General features: G+C 34.2%; 15 protein-coding genes. 11 read left to right on the forward strand and 4 right to left on the reverse strand.

Annotated elements, in window-relative coordinates:
- Nucleotides 1-63 precede the first annotated feature (63 nt).
- Nucleotides 64-2,145, forward strand: a complete 2,082-nt coding sequence (locus tag B5X64_RS01620) for a T9SS type A sorting domain-containing protein (RefSeq protein WP_079463587.1) — start codon at nucleotides 64-66, stop codon at nucleotides 2,143-2,145.
- Nucleotides 2,146-2,241: 96 nt separating this feature from the next.
- Here B5X64_RS01620 and B5X64_RS01625 read toward each other — a convergent pair whose 3' ends face one another.
- The 4 genes from B5X64_RS01625 to B5X64_RS01640 all read right to left on the reverse strand — a co-directional run bounded on the left by B5X64_RS01625 (nucleotide 2,242) and on the right by B5X64_RS01640 (nucleotide 5,498).
- Nucleotides 2,242-2,541 (reverse strand): thioredoxin family protein, encoded by a 300-nt coding sequence (locus B5X64_RS01625; RefSeq protein WP_079463588.1) that lies wholly within the window; start codon nucleotides 2,539-2,541, stop codon nucleotides 2,242-2,244.
- A gap of 15 nt (nucleotides 2,542-2,556) precedes the next feature.
- Nucleotides 2,557-2,922, reverse strand: coding sequence for a rhodanese-like domain-containing protein (locus B5X64_RS01630; protein ID WP_079463589.1), 366 nt, complete (start codon nucleotides 2,920-2,922; stop codon nucleotides 2,557-2,559).
- On the reverse strand, nucleotides 2,923-4,332 hold the full coding sequence (locus B5X64_RS01635; RefSeq protein ID WP_079463590.1) for an MBL fold metallo-hydrolase: 1,410 nt from the start codon (nucleotides 4,330-4,332) through the stop codon (nucleotides 2,923-2,925).
- A 110-nt stretch (nucleotides 4,333-4,442) separates the two neighbouring features.
- On the reverse strand, nucleotides 4,443-5,498 hold the full coding sequence (locus tag B5X64_RS01640; protein WP_079463591.1) for a hypothetical protein: 1,056 nt from the start codon (nucleotides 5,496-5,498) through the stop codon (nucleotides 4,443-4,445).
- Between the two features lie 162 nt (nucleotides 5,499-5,660).
- Between B5X64_RS01640 and B5X64_RS01645 the strand changes: the two genes are divergently transcribed.
- The 10 genes from B5X64_RS01645 (at nucleotide 5,661) to B5X64_RS01690 (ending at nucleotide 16,659) form a co-directional block, all read left to right on the forward strand.
- Nucleotides 5,661-7,187, forward strand: coding sequence for a helicase HerA-like domain-containing protein (locus B5X64_RS01645; RefSeq protein WP_079463592.1), 1,527 nt, complete (start codon nucleotides 5,661-5,663; stop codon nucleotides 7,185-7,187).
- 127 nt (nucleotides 7,188-7,314) lie between these two features.
- Nucleotides 7,315-8,538: a 3'-5' exonuclease gene (locus tag B5X64_RS01650; RefSeq protein WP_079463593.1), complete on the forward strand. Its 1,224-nt coding sequence runs from the start codon at nucleotides 7,315-7,317 to the stop codon at nucleotides 8,536-8,538.
- A gap of 256 nt (nucleotides 8,539-8,794) precedes the next feature.
- Nucleotides 8,795-9,994, forward strand: a complete 1,200-nt coding sequence (gene lysA / locus B5X64_RS01655; protein ID WP_172459115.1) for a diaminopimelate decarboxylase — start codon at nucleotides 8,795-8,797, stop codon at nucleotides 9,992-9,994.
- A gap of 181 nt (nucleotides 9,995-10,175) precedes the next feature.
- Complete coding sequence (locus B5X64_RS01660; protein WP_079463594.1) at nucleotides 10,176-11,411, forward strand: MFS transporter; 1,236 nt, start codon at nucleotides 10,176-10,178, stop codon at nucleotides 11,409-11,411.
- Between the two features lie 96 nt (nucleotides 11,412-11,507).
- Nucleotides 11,508-11,990, forward strand: a complete 483-nt coding sequence (locus B5X64_RS01665) for an energy transducer TonB (RefSeq protein ID WP_079463595.1) — start codon at nucleotides 11,508-11,510, stop codon at nucleotides 11,988-11,990.
- Nucleotides 11,991-11,993: 3 nt separating this feature from the next.
- On the forward strand, nucleotides 11,994-12,407 hold the full coding sequence (locus tag B5X64_RS01670; RefSeq protein WP_079463596.1) for an energy transducer TonB: 414 nt from the start codon (nucleotides 11,994-11,996) through the stop codon (nucleotides 12,405-12,407).
- A 100-nt stretch (nucleotides 12,408-12,507) separates the two neighbouring features.
- Nucleotides 12,508-13,197 carry an energy transducer TonB gene (locus B5X64_RS01675; RefSeq protein ID WP_139377595.1) on the forward strand — a complete coding sequence of 230 codons (690 nt, stop codon included), beginning with the start codon at nucleotides 12,508-12,510 and terminating at the stop codon, nucleotides 13,195-13,197.
- A 147-nt stretch (nucleotides 13,198-13,344) separates the two neighbouring features.
- The gene (gene miaB / locus B5X64_RS01680) at nucleotides 13,345-14,787 is read left to right on the forward strand and encodes a tRNA (N6-isopentenyl adenosine(37)-C2)-methylthiotransferase MiaB (protein ID WP_079463598.1); all 1,443 of its coding nucleotides are present in this window, start codon (nucleotides 13,345-13,347) and stop codon (nucleotides 14,785-14,787) included.
- A gap of 64 nt (nucleotides 14,788-14,851) precedes the next feature.
- Complete coding sequence (locus tag B5X64_RS01685; protein WP_079463599.1) at nucleotides 14,852-15,283, forward strand: hypothetical protein; 432 nt, start codon at nucleotides 14,852-14,854, stop codon at nucleotides 15,281-15,283.
- Nucleotides 15,284-15,366: 83 nt separating this feature from the next.
- A complete protein-coding gene (locus tag B5X64_RS01690) occupies nucleotides 15,367-16,659 on the forward strand; it encodes a sigma-54 interaction domain-containing protein (RefSeq protein ID WP_079463600.1) in 1,293 nt (430 codons plus the stop codon).
- Nucleotides 16,660-16,672 lie beyond the last annotated feature (13 nt).

The raw sequence follows: 16,672 nt of genomic DNA on the forward strand, positions 1-16,672 counted from the left end.
TTTCAAGACTAATTTTGCCGAAAATTATAGAATAATTTAGAATAAATAAAAATAGAATTATTTATGTTTAAAAATTTACAATCAAAAGCAAAGCAATTCGGAGCCGGAATCGGTATCCTTTCGATAGCAGTAAGCTCATTGAATGCCCAACAATGGGTAGATGTGGGCTCTACAGGAAGTATTTCTGCCGGAACAAGCAGTTATAATAATCTTGCCATTGATGCTCAGGGAAATTATTATGTTTCTTACTATGATGTTTCTGTTCAGAAAGGTTCTGTACAGAAATTTAATGGCTCGTCATGGTCATATGTTGGAGGAAGTGCAGGAATTACTACTGCGACAGCAACCTATAATTCGCTTTCTTTGGATGCATTTGGAAATGTGTATTACACCAACCAATGGGGGTATCCCAACTCAGGAATGGAGGTGAGAAAATTTGAAGGAACATCATGGAATTTACTTCCCCTTCCATTCACAGATACAACAAATTATCAGGCGTCTGCAGTAGCACCTAATGGTATTCCTTTCGTTTATGGATCTGTTGGTTCAGGAACGGTAAAACGTTTTGTGAGCGGAGTTTGGGAACAGGTTGGCCCAACTAATATTGCGGGTGCAAACCCTACTCATGCAGAAATGGTAATCGGAACAAATGGGAAAGTATATGTTTGCCATGTTGCCTCAGGGGTAAGAGTTTATGAAAACAATGCAACGGCTTCTGCCACTGATGCGTGGGCTCTTGTAGGAGGTGTTGCCGTAGGAAGCGCTTTTACAGAGGGTGCAAACGCTACTTCTGATATTGCAATAGGCTCAGACAATACTTTGTATGTCATATATTCTTCTACGTCGGCTAATAACAGAAGGCTGAATGTGAAAAAATTTAACGGAACAACTTGGGAGCAGATTGGAAATGCCGATTTTGGAATTTCAAATGATCTGTATAATGTTTCTATTGCTGTAACTCCTTCTGGTAAGCTTTACACAGTAGCAAGCGGGTGGGCTGTAAACGGAGGGAAAAATACTGTTTATGAATTTGATGCTGCAACCAATATGTGGGCAACTTTTGGTGGAGATTTTGTGTCAGATGGTACTGCTTTATACAATGATTTACAATATGATACGGTAAGCAATACATTGGTTCTTACTTATTCTCAAAATGGAGTAAGGGTAAAAAGAGTTCAATTACCCAATAACACTCCTGGGTGTAATAATGCTGATCCAGGAACCAATCCGGGAGATACAAGTTGTGTAACTTTCACTTACAAAGGTCAACAAGTAACTTATACAACAGTAAGAGGTGCAGATGGAAAAGTTTGGCTTCAGCAAAATTTAGGAAGTAGACAAGTAGCGACTGCTATGGCAGATGCCGAGTCTTACGGAGATCTTTTCCAGTGGGGAAGATGGGATGATGGCCATCAAAACAGAAATTCTGCTACAACAACAGTTCCTACAACCAATAATCCTACAGGTCTTGCCGGAATGTCTTCATTTATTTTAGGGAACAGTCCTGCGTGGTGGTCAACAAATGCTTTGAGTGATTTATGGAATGGAGCAAATACTTCAGCAATAACTTCAGAAGTAAGTGTTGATCCTTGTAAAGCAATCGGTGCAGGTTGGAAATTACCTTCTCAGGCTGATTGGGTGGCTGCTGTAGGTGCAGAAGGAATGTCTAGTGCGGCTAATGCATTTACAAGCAAATTAAAATTACCGGCGGCAGGTTATAGAAGTCAAAGTACGGGCGGATTTACTTATGTGGGCGAAAGAGGATATTATTGGAGTGGAGATGTTGCCAATTCTGGAGGAAAATATTTATATAATTCTACAGCGTTAGCGAATCCAAATTCTGGCGGACCAAGAGCTCAAGGCCAATCTGTAAGATGTATAAAAGACGTTACCACAGGTTTAGGAACTTCAGATATCAAAAGAAATATTATCGGAATTTACCCGAATCCAACCAACGGAATTTTAAATATTAAAACAGATTCTGATATTGATAAAGTAAACGTTACCAATATAGTAGGGCAAAAAATGAATGTTCAGTTTTCAAATAACCAAATCAATATGCAGCAACTTCAGAAAGGAGTTTATATTGTTGAATTACAATTGAAAAATGGACAGAAAGTTTCTAAAAAAGTGATTAAAAACTAATTCGTTTTTTGGAATTTGATAGTGTTTCAAAAAATGAAAGGCTTAGATTATAAAATCTAAGCCTTTTTTATAAGCCAATATGTAGGCTAAATATTTTTACATAAACTGTTCCAACAGTTGGGTCAATCGATTGACGTCATGCACACCGCTTTCTTTATACAACAATTCTCCTTTTTTGAAAACTGCCAAAGTAGGAACGCCTCGTACATTGTATTGTGAAGCGATCGCAGGATACTGATCAATATCAATTTTTATAATTCTGGCATTTTCGCCAACGTTTTCTTTTACTGTATTCAGAACCGACGACTGCACTTTGCATGGTTGACACCAAGTAGCAAAAAAATCGATAAGTACCGGTCTTTCAGAATCTATTATTTCTTGGAATTTTTGAGACATTGTATTTCGTTTTTATTATTTTTCTTCCTGAATGGCTTTTACATTTTTCCAGGTCGTACCATCATAAACGTCAACTCCGTTTTTCTTCAAAATTTCTACAGCTTGGTCTGCCTGTATACCTTTGTTGCAAAAAACGACTACTTTTTTGCCTTTTAGCGAATTTATATTGTTGCTTAACTCAGCCAACGGAATATTCACGGCATCTTTTGCCGTAGCTTCAGCATATTGCTCAGGAATTCTTACATCAACCAAAATAACATCGGTGCTATTTACAACCTGTTTAATGTTGGTTTGAATATTGTTTTCTGCTACAGCTTGTGTTTTGCAGCTGCTTAGCGCAAATACTGAAATCAGAATTAACGCACTTACTTTTACTCTCATTTATAAAGTTTTAGATTGGCATACAAAATCTGAAACAGGAAGTTTTTCTGTTTTTTTGATGCCGTTAAAACCGCCTTCTATTTCTGTGAAATTTCTGATCCCGTGTGAGTTAAGGATGCTTGCCGCGATCATGCTTCTGTAACCTCCTGCACAATGCAAAAAGAAATGTTCAGAATCATCAATGGATGTAACCCAATCGCTGATCGTATCCAAAGGTCTGCTGTAAGCATTATCGACATGTTCAGCAGAATATTCACCGATTTTTCTTACATCAATGACTTTTGAATTTTCATTAAATGCTTCTGCAAATTCGGCAGGGGAGATTCTTTTTACTTCGTCGATTTCTTTCGTTGAGTTTTTCCATGCTTCAAAACCTCCTTTTAAATATCCTAAAACATGATCAAAACCAACTCTGCTTAATCTTGTGATCACCTCTTCTTCAGTTCCTTCCTCAGCAACCAGCAATAAAGGATGTTTTACGTCTACAATAAGACTTCCTACCCAGGGTGCAAAATCTCCTTTTAAACCGATATTGATAGCATTTGGAATAAATCCTTTATGAAAATCTGCAGGTCCTCTTGTGTCTAAAATTAAAGCTCCGGTTTCTTCAGCAAAACTTTCAAAATCTTCTACTGAAACGGGGTTTAAACCTCTGTTCATCACAGTGTCTAAACTGTCGTAGCCTCCTTTATTCATGGCAACATTCATCCCGAAATATTTGGGTGGCGCCGTTAATCCGTCTAAAACTTCTCTTATAAAAGATTCTTTATCAGGTTGATTCAGAGCATAATTTGTTCTTTTTTGATTTCCTAAAATATCTACCGTTTCTTTCTGCATGTTTTTTCCGCAAGCAGAACCCGCTCCATGAGCCGGATAAACCGTAATGCTGTCGTCTAAAGGAAGAATTTTACTGTGTAAACTTTCGTATAAAATTCCCGCAAGATCTTCTTGTGTCACGCTTCCTGCTTTCTGAGCAAGATCAGGTCTTCCGACATCACCTAAAAATAAAGTGTCTCCGGTGAAAATAGCAGTTTCTACACCGTTTTCGTCAATCAGAAGGTAAGTAGTACTTTCCATCGTATGACCTGGAGTGTGAAGAGTTTTTATTTTGACGTTTCCGATTTCAAAAATCTGATTGTCTTCAGCGATAATAGCCTCAAATTCAGGTTGTGCGGTGGGTCCGTAAACAATTGGAGCATCTGTTTTTTTGCTTAAATCTAAATGCCCCGAAACAAAATCTGCATGGAAATGAGTTTCAAAAATATATTTTAATGTTACATTGTCTTTTTCCAGGCGGTCAAGATATGGTTTTACTTCTCTCAGCGGATCGATGATCGCTGCTTCATTTTCTGATACGATATAATATGCACCTTGTGCTAAACAGCCTGTATATATTTGCTCAATTTTCATTTTAGGGTTGAGAATTTTTTGTTCTTTGATTTACAAAAATCGGGTTTTATTTTTTAATACGAGTTAAAATAAAATATCTGTTATGATAGAATAAATCTATAAAGACTTATTTATTCTAAATTATAAAATAGTTTTAAGAAAATTTCATCAAGTTCTTTAGAAATCTTATGGTCTGTTTTAAACTGAGCGTAAGATTTTTTATGAATCTCTCCTTCAGGGTAATCTATCACGCCCATATATTTGTCATAAATATAATTTTCAATTTGTTTATTATCAGAAATTAGAATCATGTCATCAAAATATTTTTGTGTCTCAAGCGTCATTTTCCAATTGTTTTTGTTTGTTTTGAAAAATTGTAGCATCTTTTCTGTGGCATAGATTTCAGATTCAATTTTCATATCATTAAAGCCGGTCATGATATCTTTTATATCCGAATTATTTTTCAGCCATTCTATTTTTGCTTCTGCAGCAACAATGGTTGCTTTAGCCATCATAGAATCTCTTTTAACAATGGGAGAAAGTAAAACATCAGGAGCATCGTTTACAGGTAATGTTTTTGTTGTAGCAATATCCAAAACGCTAAAATAGTTTTCTGTTTTCTGCTTTAGGTCAGTCAATTGCTCGTTGGTCATTTCATCGCTTGAAATTCTTATTTTAAATGTCCATCCACCACTTTCATAAATAGAAAGCAAAGAGTTTTTTTCAACGGGTCTTACTCCATTAAAAAAATCAGCTTCAACCATCGAGTTTTTGAATAATGAATAAATGTAATGCACATTAAGCTTATCATTCGAAAGTTTTCCGAATAAAGGTTTCATCTCAACATAAGATTGAGAGTTTTTATTGATTGCAACCAGATAGCTCAAAAATTCATCTCTTAAAGACTGATTATTAATTTCACTTTTCGGATAAATATAAATTGTAATTACAGTTTTGTTTTTCTTAGATTGTTTCTGGACATAACTAATTCCTATATTTTTATTTTTAGAATCATAAGTACGCACCGTTTCTCTCTGAAAACCAGCCCAAAGTTTTGGAAAAACTGTTTTTGTCCATTGATGAGTAAAGTCTTCTTTTATTTTAAGATCAACAGGTTTTTGATTCTGTTGAGAGAAAACAATACCCGAAATAAAACAAAGGAGAAAACAAATATTTTTTATAAACATAATTAATGTATTTACTTTTTGCAGAGATTATCTTCTGAAATCTGCTCTAACCGCTAATTTAAATTTATTTTATAAAAAACCATAAAAATGAATGTGATAAAGTAAAAGAGATTATTAAAACTTTTTACAAAAAACTTTATCTTTAGGTATTAAAAATATCAAATGGCAGACAAAACAAAATTTATTGAAAATCTTTCTACAAGATATACTCCCAAAGGAGAACATATTATTTTAGGAAAAGGAATGTTGGATGGTGAAGTGGTTACTGAAGTCAACGTTACGATTCCTTTAAAAACCATCAACCGTCACGGTTTGATAGCCGGAGCTACCGGAACCGGAAAAACAAAAACACTTCAGGTTTTCGCCGAACAGCTTTCTCATGCCGGAATTCCATCTTTGGTTTTAGATATTAAGGGAGATTTTTCTGGAATTGCAGAATCTGGACAAATGAATGCTATCATTGAAGAACGATATGCAAAAACACAGCTTCCATACAATCCGCAAGCTTTTCCGGTAGAATTGATGAGTATTTCGGGTGGAAAAGGTGTGAAATTACGTGCAACCGTTACAGAATTTGGTCCTGTTTTGTTAAGCAAGATTTTAGAACTAAATGATACGCAGCAAAGCATCATGTCGATTGTTTTTAAATATTGTGATGACAAAGGTTTGCCTTTAATTGATTTAAAAGATTTAAAAAAAGTTCTACAATATGTAACCGATAATCCACAAGGCAAAGCAGAATTGTCTGCCAATTATGGTTCTATCGCTCCGGCTTCTTTAGGTGCGATTTTAAGATCAATTGTAGCTTTAGAACAGCAAGGTGCTGCAGATTTCTTTGGTGAACTGAGCTTTGATGTTCATGATTTATTGGAAACACGTGATGGAAAAGGAGTTATCAATATTTTAAGAGTTGCCGACATTCAGAACAAGCCACAATTGTTTTCAACATTTATGCTTTCGCTTTTTGCTGAAATTTATATGACTTTTCCTGAAGAAGGCGACAGCGGAAAACCAAAATTGGTTTTGTTTATCGATGAAGCGCATTTGATTTTTGATGAATCTTCAAAAGCTTTGGTTTCGCAAATCGAAACGATGGTAAAACTGATTCGTTCTAAAGGGGTCGGGATTTATTTTATTACTCAAATTCCGGGCGATGTTCCTGAAAATGTGCTTTCGCAATTGGGTTTAAAAATTCAGCACGCATTGAGAGGTTTTACCGCAAAAGATAAAAAAGAAATTTCTAAAGCTGTAGAAAATTATCCTACAACAGAGTTTTACAATGCTTCCGAGCTCATTCAGAATTTAGGAATTGGGGAAGCCTTTATCACGGCTTTGGATGAAAAAGGAATTCCAACACCGCTTGTTCATACTTATTTAATTTCGCCAGAATCACGAATGGATGTGTTAAAAGATGCAGAAGTTTCAGAATTAACATCAAGGTCAGCTTTAGTTTCAAAATATGAAAAACCAATCGACAGTGAATCTGCCTACGAAATTTTAGTAAAAAGAATGGAACAGGCTGTTGAAAATTCGGCTCCAACTCAAAAAACAAAACCCGTAAAAGAAGAACCGGGAATGTTTGAGCAGGTCTTAAAAAGCAGTGCAGGAAGAACTTTTGCCAATACGTTGATGAGAGAAGGTGCAAAAGCGATTTTGGGAATGTTTGGCTTGGGCGGAAGAAAAAGATAGTGTTTTGAGTTGCCTGTTTTTGGATTTCTTAAAGTAAATTCATTATTTTAGCAGAATTGCCTTTTAGTAAAATCAATATTTCAAAAGGTTTGATTTTTGATTTATAGAAGATTAAGTTTAGATTATAATGTATTCAATCATAGATATAGAAAGCAATGGTGCAGGTTTTAGAAAAGAATGCATTATAGATATCGCCATTTTCAAGTATGATGGTCATAAAATTGTTGATCAATTTATTTCACTTGTCAACCCAGAAAGTGATATTACTCCATTTGTTCAGAAACTTACCAATATTAGCCCTAAAATGGTGAAAACAGCTCCTAAATTCCACGAACTGGCCAAAAGAGTAGTGGAAATTACAGAGGGAACCACTTTGGTTGGACATAACATTGATTTCGATTATAGAATGCTTCGCCAATCATTTCAACGGTTGGGGTATGATTTTAAAATCAATACTTTAGACACCATTCCTTTGGCGAAAAAGTTGATTCCGGATGAGGTAAGTTATTCTTTGGGGAAATTGGTAAAATCATTAGGAATTCCTTTGGTGAATGCGCATCGTGCAGAAGGTGATGCAAGAGCAACTTTAGAGTTATTTAAATTGTTGCTTTCAAAAGATACGAATAATGAGATTATTCAGGAGCAGCACGAGGAAACAAATGCTAAAAATTACATCAATAAAATCAAGCTGTTAACTCAGGATTTACCAAACGAAAAAGGTTTTGTTTATTTCCAGAATGAAGCAGGAAAAATTATTTTTTCAGATTATGTACAGGATATTAATAAGTTTTCTAAAAAGCTTTTTAATTCTAAATCAAAAAAATGGGAAAATATTCAGACTGAGGTTGAGCAAATCAATTTTGAATTGACTGGAACTGATATTATTGCCAAGCTGATTTTAAACTCAAAAGGAATAAAAAAGAGAGAAACATTGCCTTTCGGACTGTATTTTAGAAATGATAAATATGTAGTTGAAAAAAATACTTTAAATAAAACTGAAAAACCAATTCTTAAGTTTAAAGCTTTCACACAAGGCTCAAAAGCGGTGCAGTTTATCAGTAAGATTGAAGAATTTAAAGATATCAATGCCTTCAAAAAGAAGATAGATTTCAGAAAAAGAAACGAACTTTGGTTGGGAAGCGGAAGAAAATTAGGTGAAAAACTTTTCCTGATTATTGATAACGGAAAAGTTACTTCTTATGGTTTTTATGAATTGTTTACACAGATTCAGACGATGAGTAAAATTGCAAAACTAAAAATAGATTTGCCGTTACCAACAAATGATCTTATTAATGATTTGCAATTGGCAATACTTCGTGGTGATTTTGAAACCTTGCCATTGCCGAAATAAAGGCACTTTTTTAGAATCACAAATGTTTTTCTAAGGAAGAAAATGATTTTCAAATTAATTTTCGCAAAATAAATAGTATTTTTGCAAAAGAATAAAAAAAGCAATGCAAAATTTTAAACAAAATAAAACTGGTAAAAAGGGAACTATAAAGTTCTCTAAGGTTTGGAATATTTAAGGAGTTGCCTTGCATAAAAAATAATTATTGCGGCAGACTCTTTTCGGAAGAATCTGCCTTTTTTTATGTAAAATTGAAATTATGAATTCAAAAGAATTGTTAAAGATTGCCAATGAATTTGGCACGCCGGTGTACGTTTACGATGCAGAATCGATTAAAATTCAATACGAAAAACTTACATCTTCTTTTTTAAAACACACAAAGTTCTTCTATGCTGCAAAGGCATTGACAAACATCAATATTCTGAAATATGTCAAGAACTTGGGTGCTTCTTTGGATTGTGTTTCAATAAATGAAGTTAAATTAGGCTTAAAAGCAGGTTTTACCAAAGAGAAAATCTTATTTACACCCAACTGTGTTGATTTAGCTGAAATCGAAGAAGCAATGACACACGGAGTTCACATCAATATCGATAACATCTCTATTCTTGAGCAGTTCGGTAACAAATACGGAAATACATATCCTATTTTGGTAAGAATCAATCCGCATATTTTTGCTGGAGGTAATTACAAAATTTCTACAGGTCATATCGATTCTAAATTTGGAATTTCTATTCACCAGGTTCGCCATATTGAAAGAGTGATGAAATCTACCAATTTGAATGTGGAAGGTCTTCACATGCATACCGGAAGCGAAATTAAAGATCCGGATGTTTTCCTTCAGGCTCTTGATATTATGTTGGAATTGTCTGAGCATTTCCCGAATCTGAAATATCTGGATATGGGAAGTGGTTTCAAAATTCCTTACCAAGAGAGTGAGGAAGAAACCGATGTAAAAACATTGGGTAAAAAAGTAGAAAGAGTAATTGCCGAATTCTCAAAATCTACAGGAAAAAAATTTGAACTTTGGTTTGAACCAGGGAAATTCTTAGTTGGGAAAAGCGGGTACTTATTAGTGAAAGCGAATGTGATTAAGCAAACTACAGCGACGGTTTTTGTGGGAGTAAATTCAGGATTTAATCATTTGATCCGTCCAATGTTTTACGATTCTTATCATCAGATTGAAAATTTATCTAATCCAAAAGGGGCAGAGAGAATTTATACTGTTGTAGGAAATATCTGTGAAACTGATACTTTCGCTTGGGACAGAAAGCTGAACGAAGTAAGAGAAGGTGATGTTTTGGCATTCCACAATGCGGGAGCTTATGGTTTTGAAATGAGTTCAAACTTTAATTCAAGATTAAAACCTGCAGAAGTTCTTTTCTTAGACGGAAAGGTTCATTTAATCAGAAAAAGAGATGAATTTGAGGATCTTTTGAGAAATCAGATTGAAATACTTTAAGAAATAATATGGCTCCACAAGAAATTGTGGAGTTTTTTGTTTAATTTAAATCTCAGAAAACAATCATTGATTCTTTTAGAAGCTTGACAAATGCTTACATTTGATTTTCTATAATAAAGTTTTAAAAATCTTGGTAATTAATTGCCAAATATATCTGCAAATACAATAAAGAATAGTTATAATGAGTAGTTCTCTGAAGAAATTCTATATCATCGCTTGGGCATTCGGATTGATCTTTTATTTTTTAGATTATGTGATTCGCTCTGCTCCTGCGGTAATGATTCCTCAATTGGTAGATAATTTCAATACCACCGAGCTGAAACTTATCAGCATGATAGGAACATATTACTACACATATTCTACCTGCAGTTTGATTGCAGGGATTGCTTTAGATAAGTTCGGAGCAAAAAAATCTCTTTTTGTAGGAACTTTAATTTTAGGAGTTGGCTGTCTTTTATTTTTACTTTCAACCCAGTTTTCGGGAGTTTCAGGAAGGCTTTTGCAGGGAGCGGGTTGCGCATTTGCTTTTCCGGGATGTGTTTATCTTGCGAGTAAAGGGTTTTCATCAAAATCTTTGGCAACAGCAATTGGAGTTACTCAATGTATAGGAATGCTGGGTGGAACTGCGGGACAGTTTGTGGTTGGACCTTGGATAGAATCAGGAGTCAGTATTCATACTTTTTGGCTTTGGTCCGGAATTGCTACAATTATTACAGCATTTTGTTTATTTTTTGTTATTCCTAAAGACCAGAAAAGTGAAAACGCTTCCGATAATGAGCCAAAACATTTAGGATATTTAGAACCTTATAAAATCGTTTTTAGAAATCCTCAATCTTGGCTTTGCGGAATTATTTCAGGGTTACTTTTTGCTCCGACAACTATTTTTGCCATGACTTGGGCGGTTGCTTTTTTCGAAAAAGATAAGCAGTTTGCCTTTCACGAGGCGGCAGTAACGAGTGCAATGGTTGCATTTGGTTGGGTTTTTGGTTGTCCACTTTTAGGCTTTATTACAGATAAAATAGGACGACGAAAACCGGTGTTAGTTGCTGGTGCAGTTTTGATGATTTTAAGTTTGCTGCAGATGATTATATTACCAGACTTATATTCTGCAAAAGTGAGTATGTTTATTTTAGGAATTGGTTCGGGTGCAGCGATGATCCCATATTCTGTTATTAAAGAAACCAATCCGGATTATGTAAAAGGAAGTTCTACGGGAGCAATCAACTTTATTACTTTTGGCGTGACGACATTATTGAGTCCTGTATTTAGTAACTTTTTTGGAAAAGATTTAGGCTTATCTGATGCAAATATTCATTTTCAAAATTCTCTTTTTTTCTGGATTGGAGGAATTGTTTTGGCAATCTTGATATCATTTTTGCTGAGAGAAACAGGAAGCAAGGCTCAAAAATCTATTTGAGGCTTTAGATTTAAAACTGTAAAAGAATTTTATAATACATAGGAAACTTCTTTTTTTTTGGCTTAATTTTTTTTATTTAGTTTTAAAAAATATTTTATGAAAACACTAGCATTATTTATAGGACTTTTTGCAGCAAATTTTGCATTTGCTCAAGATCTTGAAGACAGAGACGAATCTTTTATCGTAGAAAATAATAAAAATCTATTAAAAATAGACATTAAAGAGCCTTTTATGCAGGTTGCTGTTAAAGGTTGCAACGATTTTCAGGCAGCAAGTTTTGACGGCGGAGCTGCGGCTTACAAAGCTATTCTCAGAAAATATATGTACACGTATCTGAATTCAGATTTTTATACTTTAACAGGTGATTTTACCTTCACTCTCACTATTGACGCAATGGGAAAAGTGATTGATGTAGCTGGTGATCCCAAAGTTTTGAACAGTGATGTTTTCTTTGATGACATGCAATATGTGGTAAGAAGGATTAAAAAAGACTGGAAACCTGCAATGTGTAACGGCCAACCCGTAAAATCTGAAATGAAACTGAAGATGAGCTTCTCATCATTATCTGCCGATATGTAAATAATGAAAAAATATTTTTTTGTACTTATTCTATTAATAGGATTTAAAAGTTTTGCTCAAGAATCTAAAGTTGAATCTGAAAAATTTACTGTAACAGAGAAAGCTGAATTTCCGGGAGGTGATGAGGCTTTTACGAAAGAGTTTTTAAAAATGATTCATGGCTATATTGATTTGAGGAAATATGCGGTCAATGGTCAGTTTACTTTTCTTTTCGATGTCAATACGGAAGGAAAGATTGAGAATCTTAAGGTTTTACCTAAAGTAAAAGATAGCGAATTGTTTATAGATGATATGAATTTCGCCATTAAAAGAGTTAAGAAAAAGTGGAGACCGGCAATGCGGGATGGAAAACCTATTGTTTCAAAAAAAATAATTAAAATAAATTTTACTTCAGATCATTTTGATCATGGAGATTAGATGATCGATTAATTATTATTAAAATACACCAATAAATGAATTAAATCATTTATTTTCGCCGTTGCATTTTGCGATGGCTTTTTTATTAAATTTTTTAATGATGAGATATAGATTTTATATTTTTCTATTCCTTTTAAATACGATTCTTTTTAAAGCTCAACTTCTAGACGAGTATCCCAAAAATCAAGATTTTTATGAAGGAGGGATGGCTCAATTTTATAAAGATTTGAATCAGGTTTTTATTAAAAACGGTCTTGAACGTTGTAATAATAGAGAATCTGAAATGTTTGTAGCACAAATTGAGATTGTAGACGGTAAAGCTCAAGTAACGAATAAAAATATTAAAGAAGATTGCCCGACTCAGTTGTTTATGAAAGGTCTCATTGAGATAAATAAATTAAACAATTGGAAAATGGTGTCAGATTCTCAAAAATTTACGATACCATTTTATCCAATAGATTATTTTGACAATTTCAAAAACGGCTACACTCCGGAAGGATTAAGTAAAAATGCTGAATTTCCGGGAGGAATGGATGTATTTAGAAATCTGTTGATGGAAAATATAAAAAAGCAAAATATAAAAAATCCAGGTGTACAGATTGTAATAAGATTTAAAATAAGTAAGGATGGGGTTTTGTATAATATTATAATAGAAAACCCTAAAGACTTAGACGAAGACTTAAAAAATAAAATAATTAAAGCTGTTGAACAGATAGATACAAAATGGAAGCCTTATACTTCTAGAAACACCCCAGTTATCTCTAATTTTAGAGTTCCAATAAGATTATAAAATTAATTAAAATAGGGTTCTGCCATTCTGGCATAAGATTTTGTATCTTTGCAAACTAATTTAATTTGAAATTTGATGTTTAGATCTAAAATTGTATAGCAGTTTTAGTGTAAAACCTCAAATCTCAAGTCTCAAATATTAAAAACCGTGCAGGAAAAATATATAGACGAAACCAAACAAGGAGAAGCTTTTGCAATTGCAGAAAAAGATGGGAATTCTAAGAAATTATTCTTAGAAAGCTACGGCTGTCAGATGAATTTTTCTGATTCTGAAATTGTTGCGTCAATTCTTAACGAGCAAGGCTATAATACCACTCTTAAAGTGGAAGAGGCTGATTTAATTCTTCTTAATACCTGCTCAATTCGTGAAAAAGCAGAGCAAACCGTAAGAATGCGTCTAGCTCAGTTCAAAAATCTAAAAAAAGAACGACCAAACATGACGGTTGGTGTTTTGGGTTGTATGGCTGAAAGGCTTAAGACTAAATTTTTAGAAGAAGAACAGTTGGTTGACCTTGTTGTTGGCCCCGATGCATATAGAGATTTACCCAATCTTTTAAAAGAAACTGAAGACGGTAGAGATGCCATCAACGTTATTCTTTCAAAAGAAGAAACATACGCAGACATTAATCCTGTCCGTTTAGGAGGAAATGGAGTTACAGCTTTCGTGACAATTACGAGAGGTTGCGATAATATGTGTACTTTTTGCGTAGTTCCGTTTACCAGAGGTCGCGAGAGAAGTCGTGATCCGCATTCGATTATTGAAGAATGTAAAGGTTTGTGGGATAATGGCTACAAAGAAATCACTTTATTAGGTCAAAACGTTGATTCTTACCTTTGGTACGGAGGAGGTCCTAAAAAAGATTTTGCAAAAGCATCAGAAATGCAAAAATTAACGGCAGTTAATTTTGCTCAACTTTTAGATATGGTTGCAGTGGCAGTTCCGAAAATGAGAATCAGATTCTCTACTTCCAATCCTCACGAAATGACGGAAGAGGTTTTCAAAATGATTGCTAAGCATGATAATATCTGTAATTATGTTCATTTACCGGTACAAAGCGGAAGTGACAGGATTTTGCAATTGATGAACCGTCAACATACGCGTCAGGAATATTTAGATTTAATTAAAAGAGGAAAAGAAATCGTTCCGGATATTTCATTTTCACAAGATATGATTATCGGATTTTGTACCGAAACCGAAGAAGATCATCAATTAACGATGAGCTTAATGCGTGAAGTAGAATATGATTACGGTTATATGTTCTCTTATTCTGAAAGACCGGGAACTCCGGCTCACAAGAAAATGGAAGATGATATTCCGGCAGATGTGAAGCAAAGACGTCTCGCAGAAGTAATTGCTTTACAAGGCGAGCTTTCAAGAAAAAGAATGGAAGGTTATGTTGGGAGAGTTCACGAAGTTTTAATTGAAGGAATTTCGAAAAAGAATAAAAACCAATGGAAAGGAAGAAATTCTCAAAATGCCGTTTGTGTTTTTGATATGCAGGAAGGTCAAAAAATGGGTGACATTGTGAACGTTTTTGTTTTTAACAATACGCAAGGCACACTTTTAGGGGAAACAGTGAAAAGTAATTAGTTTTTGGTCATCGGCTTTAAACTTTAAAATAAAAAATATTATCAATTAACAAATAAACAAGACAATGGAAAAGTTTCAGAAGTATTGCCTTAGTGTTTTATTGATAATTATCTGCAGTAATATTTCTGCACAAATCAGCAGTGGGAATCTTCGAAGTGAAGATTGTAAACAGCTGTATGAAATTTACAATCAGTTTTTAAATTCTAAAGACAGCCATGCATTAGAAAAGATATTTTTAAACGAAAAATCGAGACGCAAGTTCGCAATAAGCGACAAACAGAATGCAGTAGATCTTTTAGGAAATCTTTTCTCTAAGAAAAATCAAAACTATTCTCATCATAAAATGGGCACAGCTTTTTCTGAAAAAGAAAAACATTGTCAGATTTTAATTAATTTTTTAAAAGAAAGTAAAGAAAATGTCTTTGCTGAAGACTTATATTTTAAAAGTAAAGTTTCAAAGATTAGAAATAAAGATTATTTAGAGGTAGCTGTTTAAAATTTAAACAAATTATTTCAGCTAATTAAGAATCTACGATGATAAAGTAGACAAAATTTAATCAACAAATCTAAATTTTACTCATGAGTAACGAGCTTCAAAATATAAAAAACCGCTTCGGAATTATCGGAAATTTTCCGGCTTTAAACCGAGCTTTAGAAAAATCTATTCAAGTAGCACCCACCGATATTTCCGTGCTGGTAGTCGGAGAAAGTGGTGTAGGGAAAGAATTTATCCCAAAAATCATTCATTCGGAATCCAAAAGAAAACATCAACCTTATATTGTCGTTAACTGTGGTGCAATTCCTGAAGGAACCATCGATTCCGAACTTTTCGGGCACGAAAAAGGTGCTTTTACAGGAGCAACAGCAACCAGAAAAGGATATTTTGAAGTTGCCGATGGCGGAACTATCTTTTTGGATGAGGTAGGTGAATTGCCTTTACAAACACAGGTTCGCTTGTTGAGAGTTTTAGAAAGCGGAGAATTTATGAAAGTAGGGTCTTCACAGGTACAGAAAACGAATGTAAGAATCGTTGCTGCAACCAATGTGAATATGATGAAAGCAATTCAGGATGGAAGATTCCGTGAAGATTTGTTTTATCGTTTGAATACGGTGCAGATTGATATGCCTGCTTTGAGAGAAAGAAAGGGCGATATCCATTTACTTTTCAGAAAATTTGCCATCGATTTTGCTGAAAAATACAGAATGCCGGAACTGGAATTAGATCCAAGTGCGGTACATTACATCGAAAATTATACTTTCCCGGGAAATGTGCGTCAACTAAGAAATTTGGTTGAGCAAATGACTGTTGTAGAGCGAGAAAGAAATATTACAGTTGCAAAATTGACAGAATATATTCCGATGGATGCTCATTTGCCAATGGTTGTGAATCAGCCAAGCGGGCAAAAGCAGACCGATTTTGGCAACGAGAGAGAAATTATGTATAAAATTCTCTTCGATATGCGAAATGATATTAATGATTTAAAATCCTTAACTTCGGAACTCATAAAGAATAGGGGAACTGCAGATCTCAGCAATCAGGAGAAAAATTTGATAAGCCGAATTTATACACCTGAACCTCAGCAGGCTGCCAATGCCAATTCGTTGCTGTATTTTGAAAATAACAACACCAATAACCAAAGTGTTCAGAACCCTACAATTATCTCAAATTCTGAAGATAATTACGAAGATTTTGAAGATATTGAAGTGGAAGAAAACAGACCCGAATCTTTATCTCTTCAGAACAATGAAAAAGATTTAATTGTAAAAGCTTTAGAAAAGCATAACGGAAGAAGAAACAGGGCAGCAGATGAGTTGGGAATTTCTCAGAGAACTTTATACAGGAAAATAAAACAATATAACTTAGAAGAATAAACAACACCTAAAA

The organism is Chryseobacterium balustinum (assembly GCF_900168205.1).
Classification (GTDB): domain Bacteria; phylum Bacteroidota; class Bacteroidia; order Flavobacteriales; family Weeksellaceae; genus Chryseobacterium; species Chryseobacterium balustinum.

Bases quoted from the DNA above. Each gene is read 5' to 3' on its own strand.
- B5X64_RS01620 (WP_079463587.1), top strand. From the start codon at position 64: ATGTTTAAAAATTTACAATCAAAAGCAAAGCAATTCGGAGCCGGAATC.
- B5X64_RS01625 (WP_079463588.1), bottom strand. From the start codon at position 2,541: ATGTCTCAAAAATTCCAAGAAATAATAGATTCTGAAAGACCGGTACTT.
- B5X64_RS01630 (WP_079463589.1), bottom strand. From the start codon at position 2,922: ATGAGAGTAAAAGTAAGTGCGTTAATTCTGATTTCAGTATTTGCGCTA.
- B5X64_RS01635 (WP_079463590.1), bottom strand. From the start codon at position 4,332: ATGAAAATTGAGCAAATATATACAGGCTGTTTAGCACAAGGTGCATAT.
- B5X64_RS01640 (WP_079463591.1), bottom strand. From the start codon at position 5,498: ATGTTTATAAAAAATATTTGTTTTCTCCTTTGTTTTATTTCGGGTATT.
- B5X64_RS01645 (WP_079463592.1), top strand. From the start codon at position 5,661: ATGGCAGACAAAACAAAATTTATTGAAAATCTTTCTACAAGATATACT.
- B5X64_RS01650 (WP_079463593.1), top strand. From the start codon at position 7,315: ATGTATTCAATCATAGATATAGAAAGCAATGGTGCAGGTTTTAGAAAA.
- lysA (WP_172459115.1), top strand. From the start codon at position 8,795: ATGAATTCAAAAGAATTGTTAAAGATTGCCAATGAATTTGGCACGCCG.
- B5X64_RS01660 (WP_079463594.1), top strand. From the start codon at position 10,176: ATGAGTAGTTCTCTGAAGAAATTCTATATCATCGCTTGGGCATTCGGA.
- B5X64_RS01665 (WP_079463595.1), top strand. From the start codon at position 11,508: ATGAAAACACTAGCATTATTTATAGGACTTTTTGCAGCAAATTTTGCA.
- B5X64_RS01670 (WP_079463596.1), top strand. From the start codon at position 11,994: ATGAAAAAATATTTTTTTGTACTTATTCTATTAATAGGATTTAAAAGT.
- B5X64_RS01675 (WP_139377595.1), top strand. From the start codon at position 12,508: ATGAGATATAGATTTTATATTTTTCTATTCCTTTTAAATACGATTCTT.
- B5X64_RS01685 (WP_079463599.1), top strand. From the start codon at position 14,852: ATGGAAAAGTTTCAGAAGTATTGCCTTAGTGTTTTATTGATAATTATC.
- B5X64_RS01690 (WP_079463600.1), top strand. From the start codon at position 15,367: ATGAGTAACGAGCTTCAAAATATAAAAAACCGCTTCGGAATTATCGGA.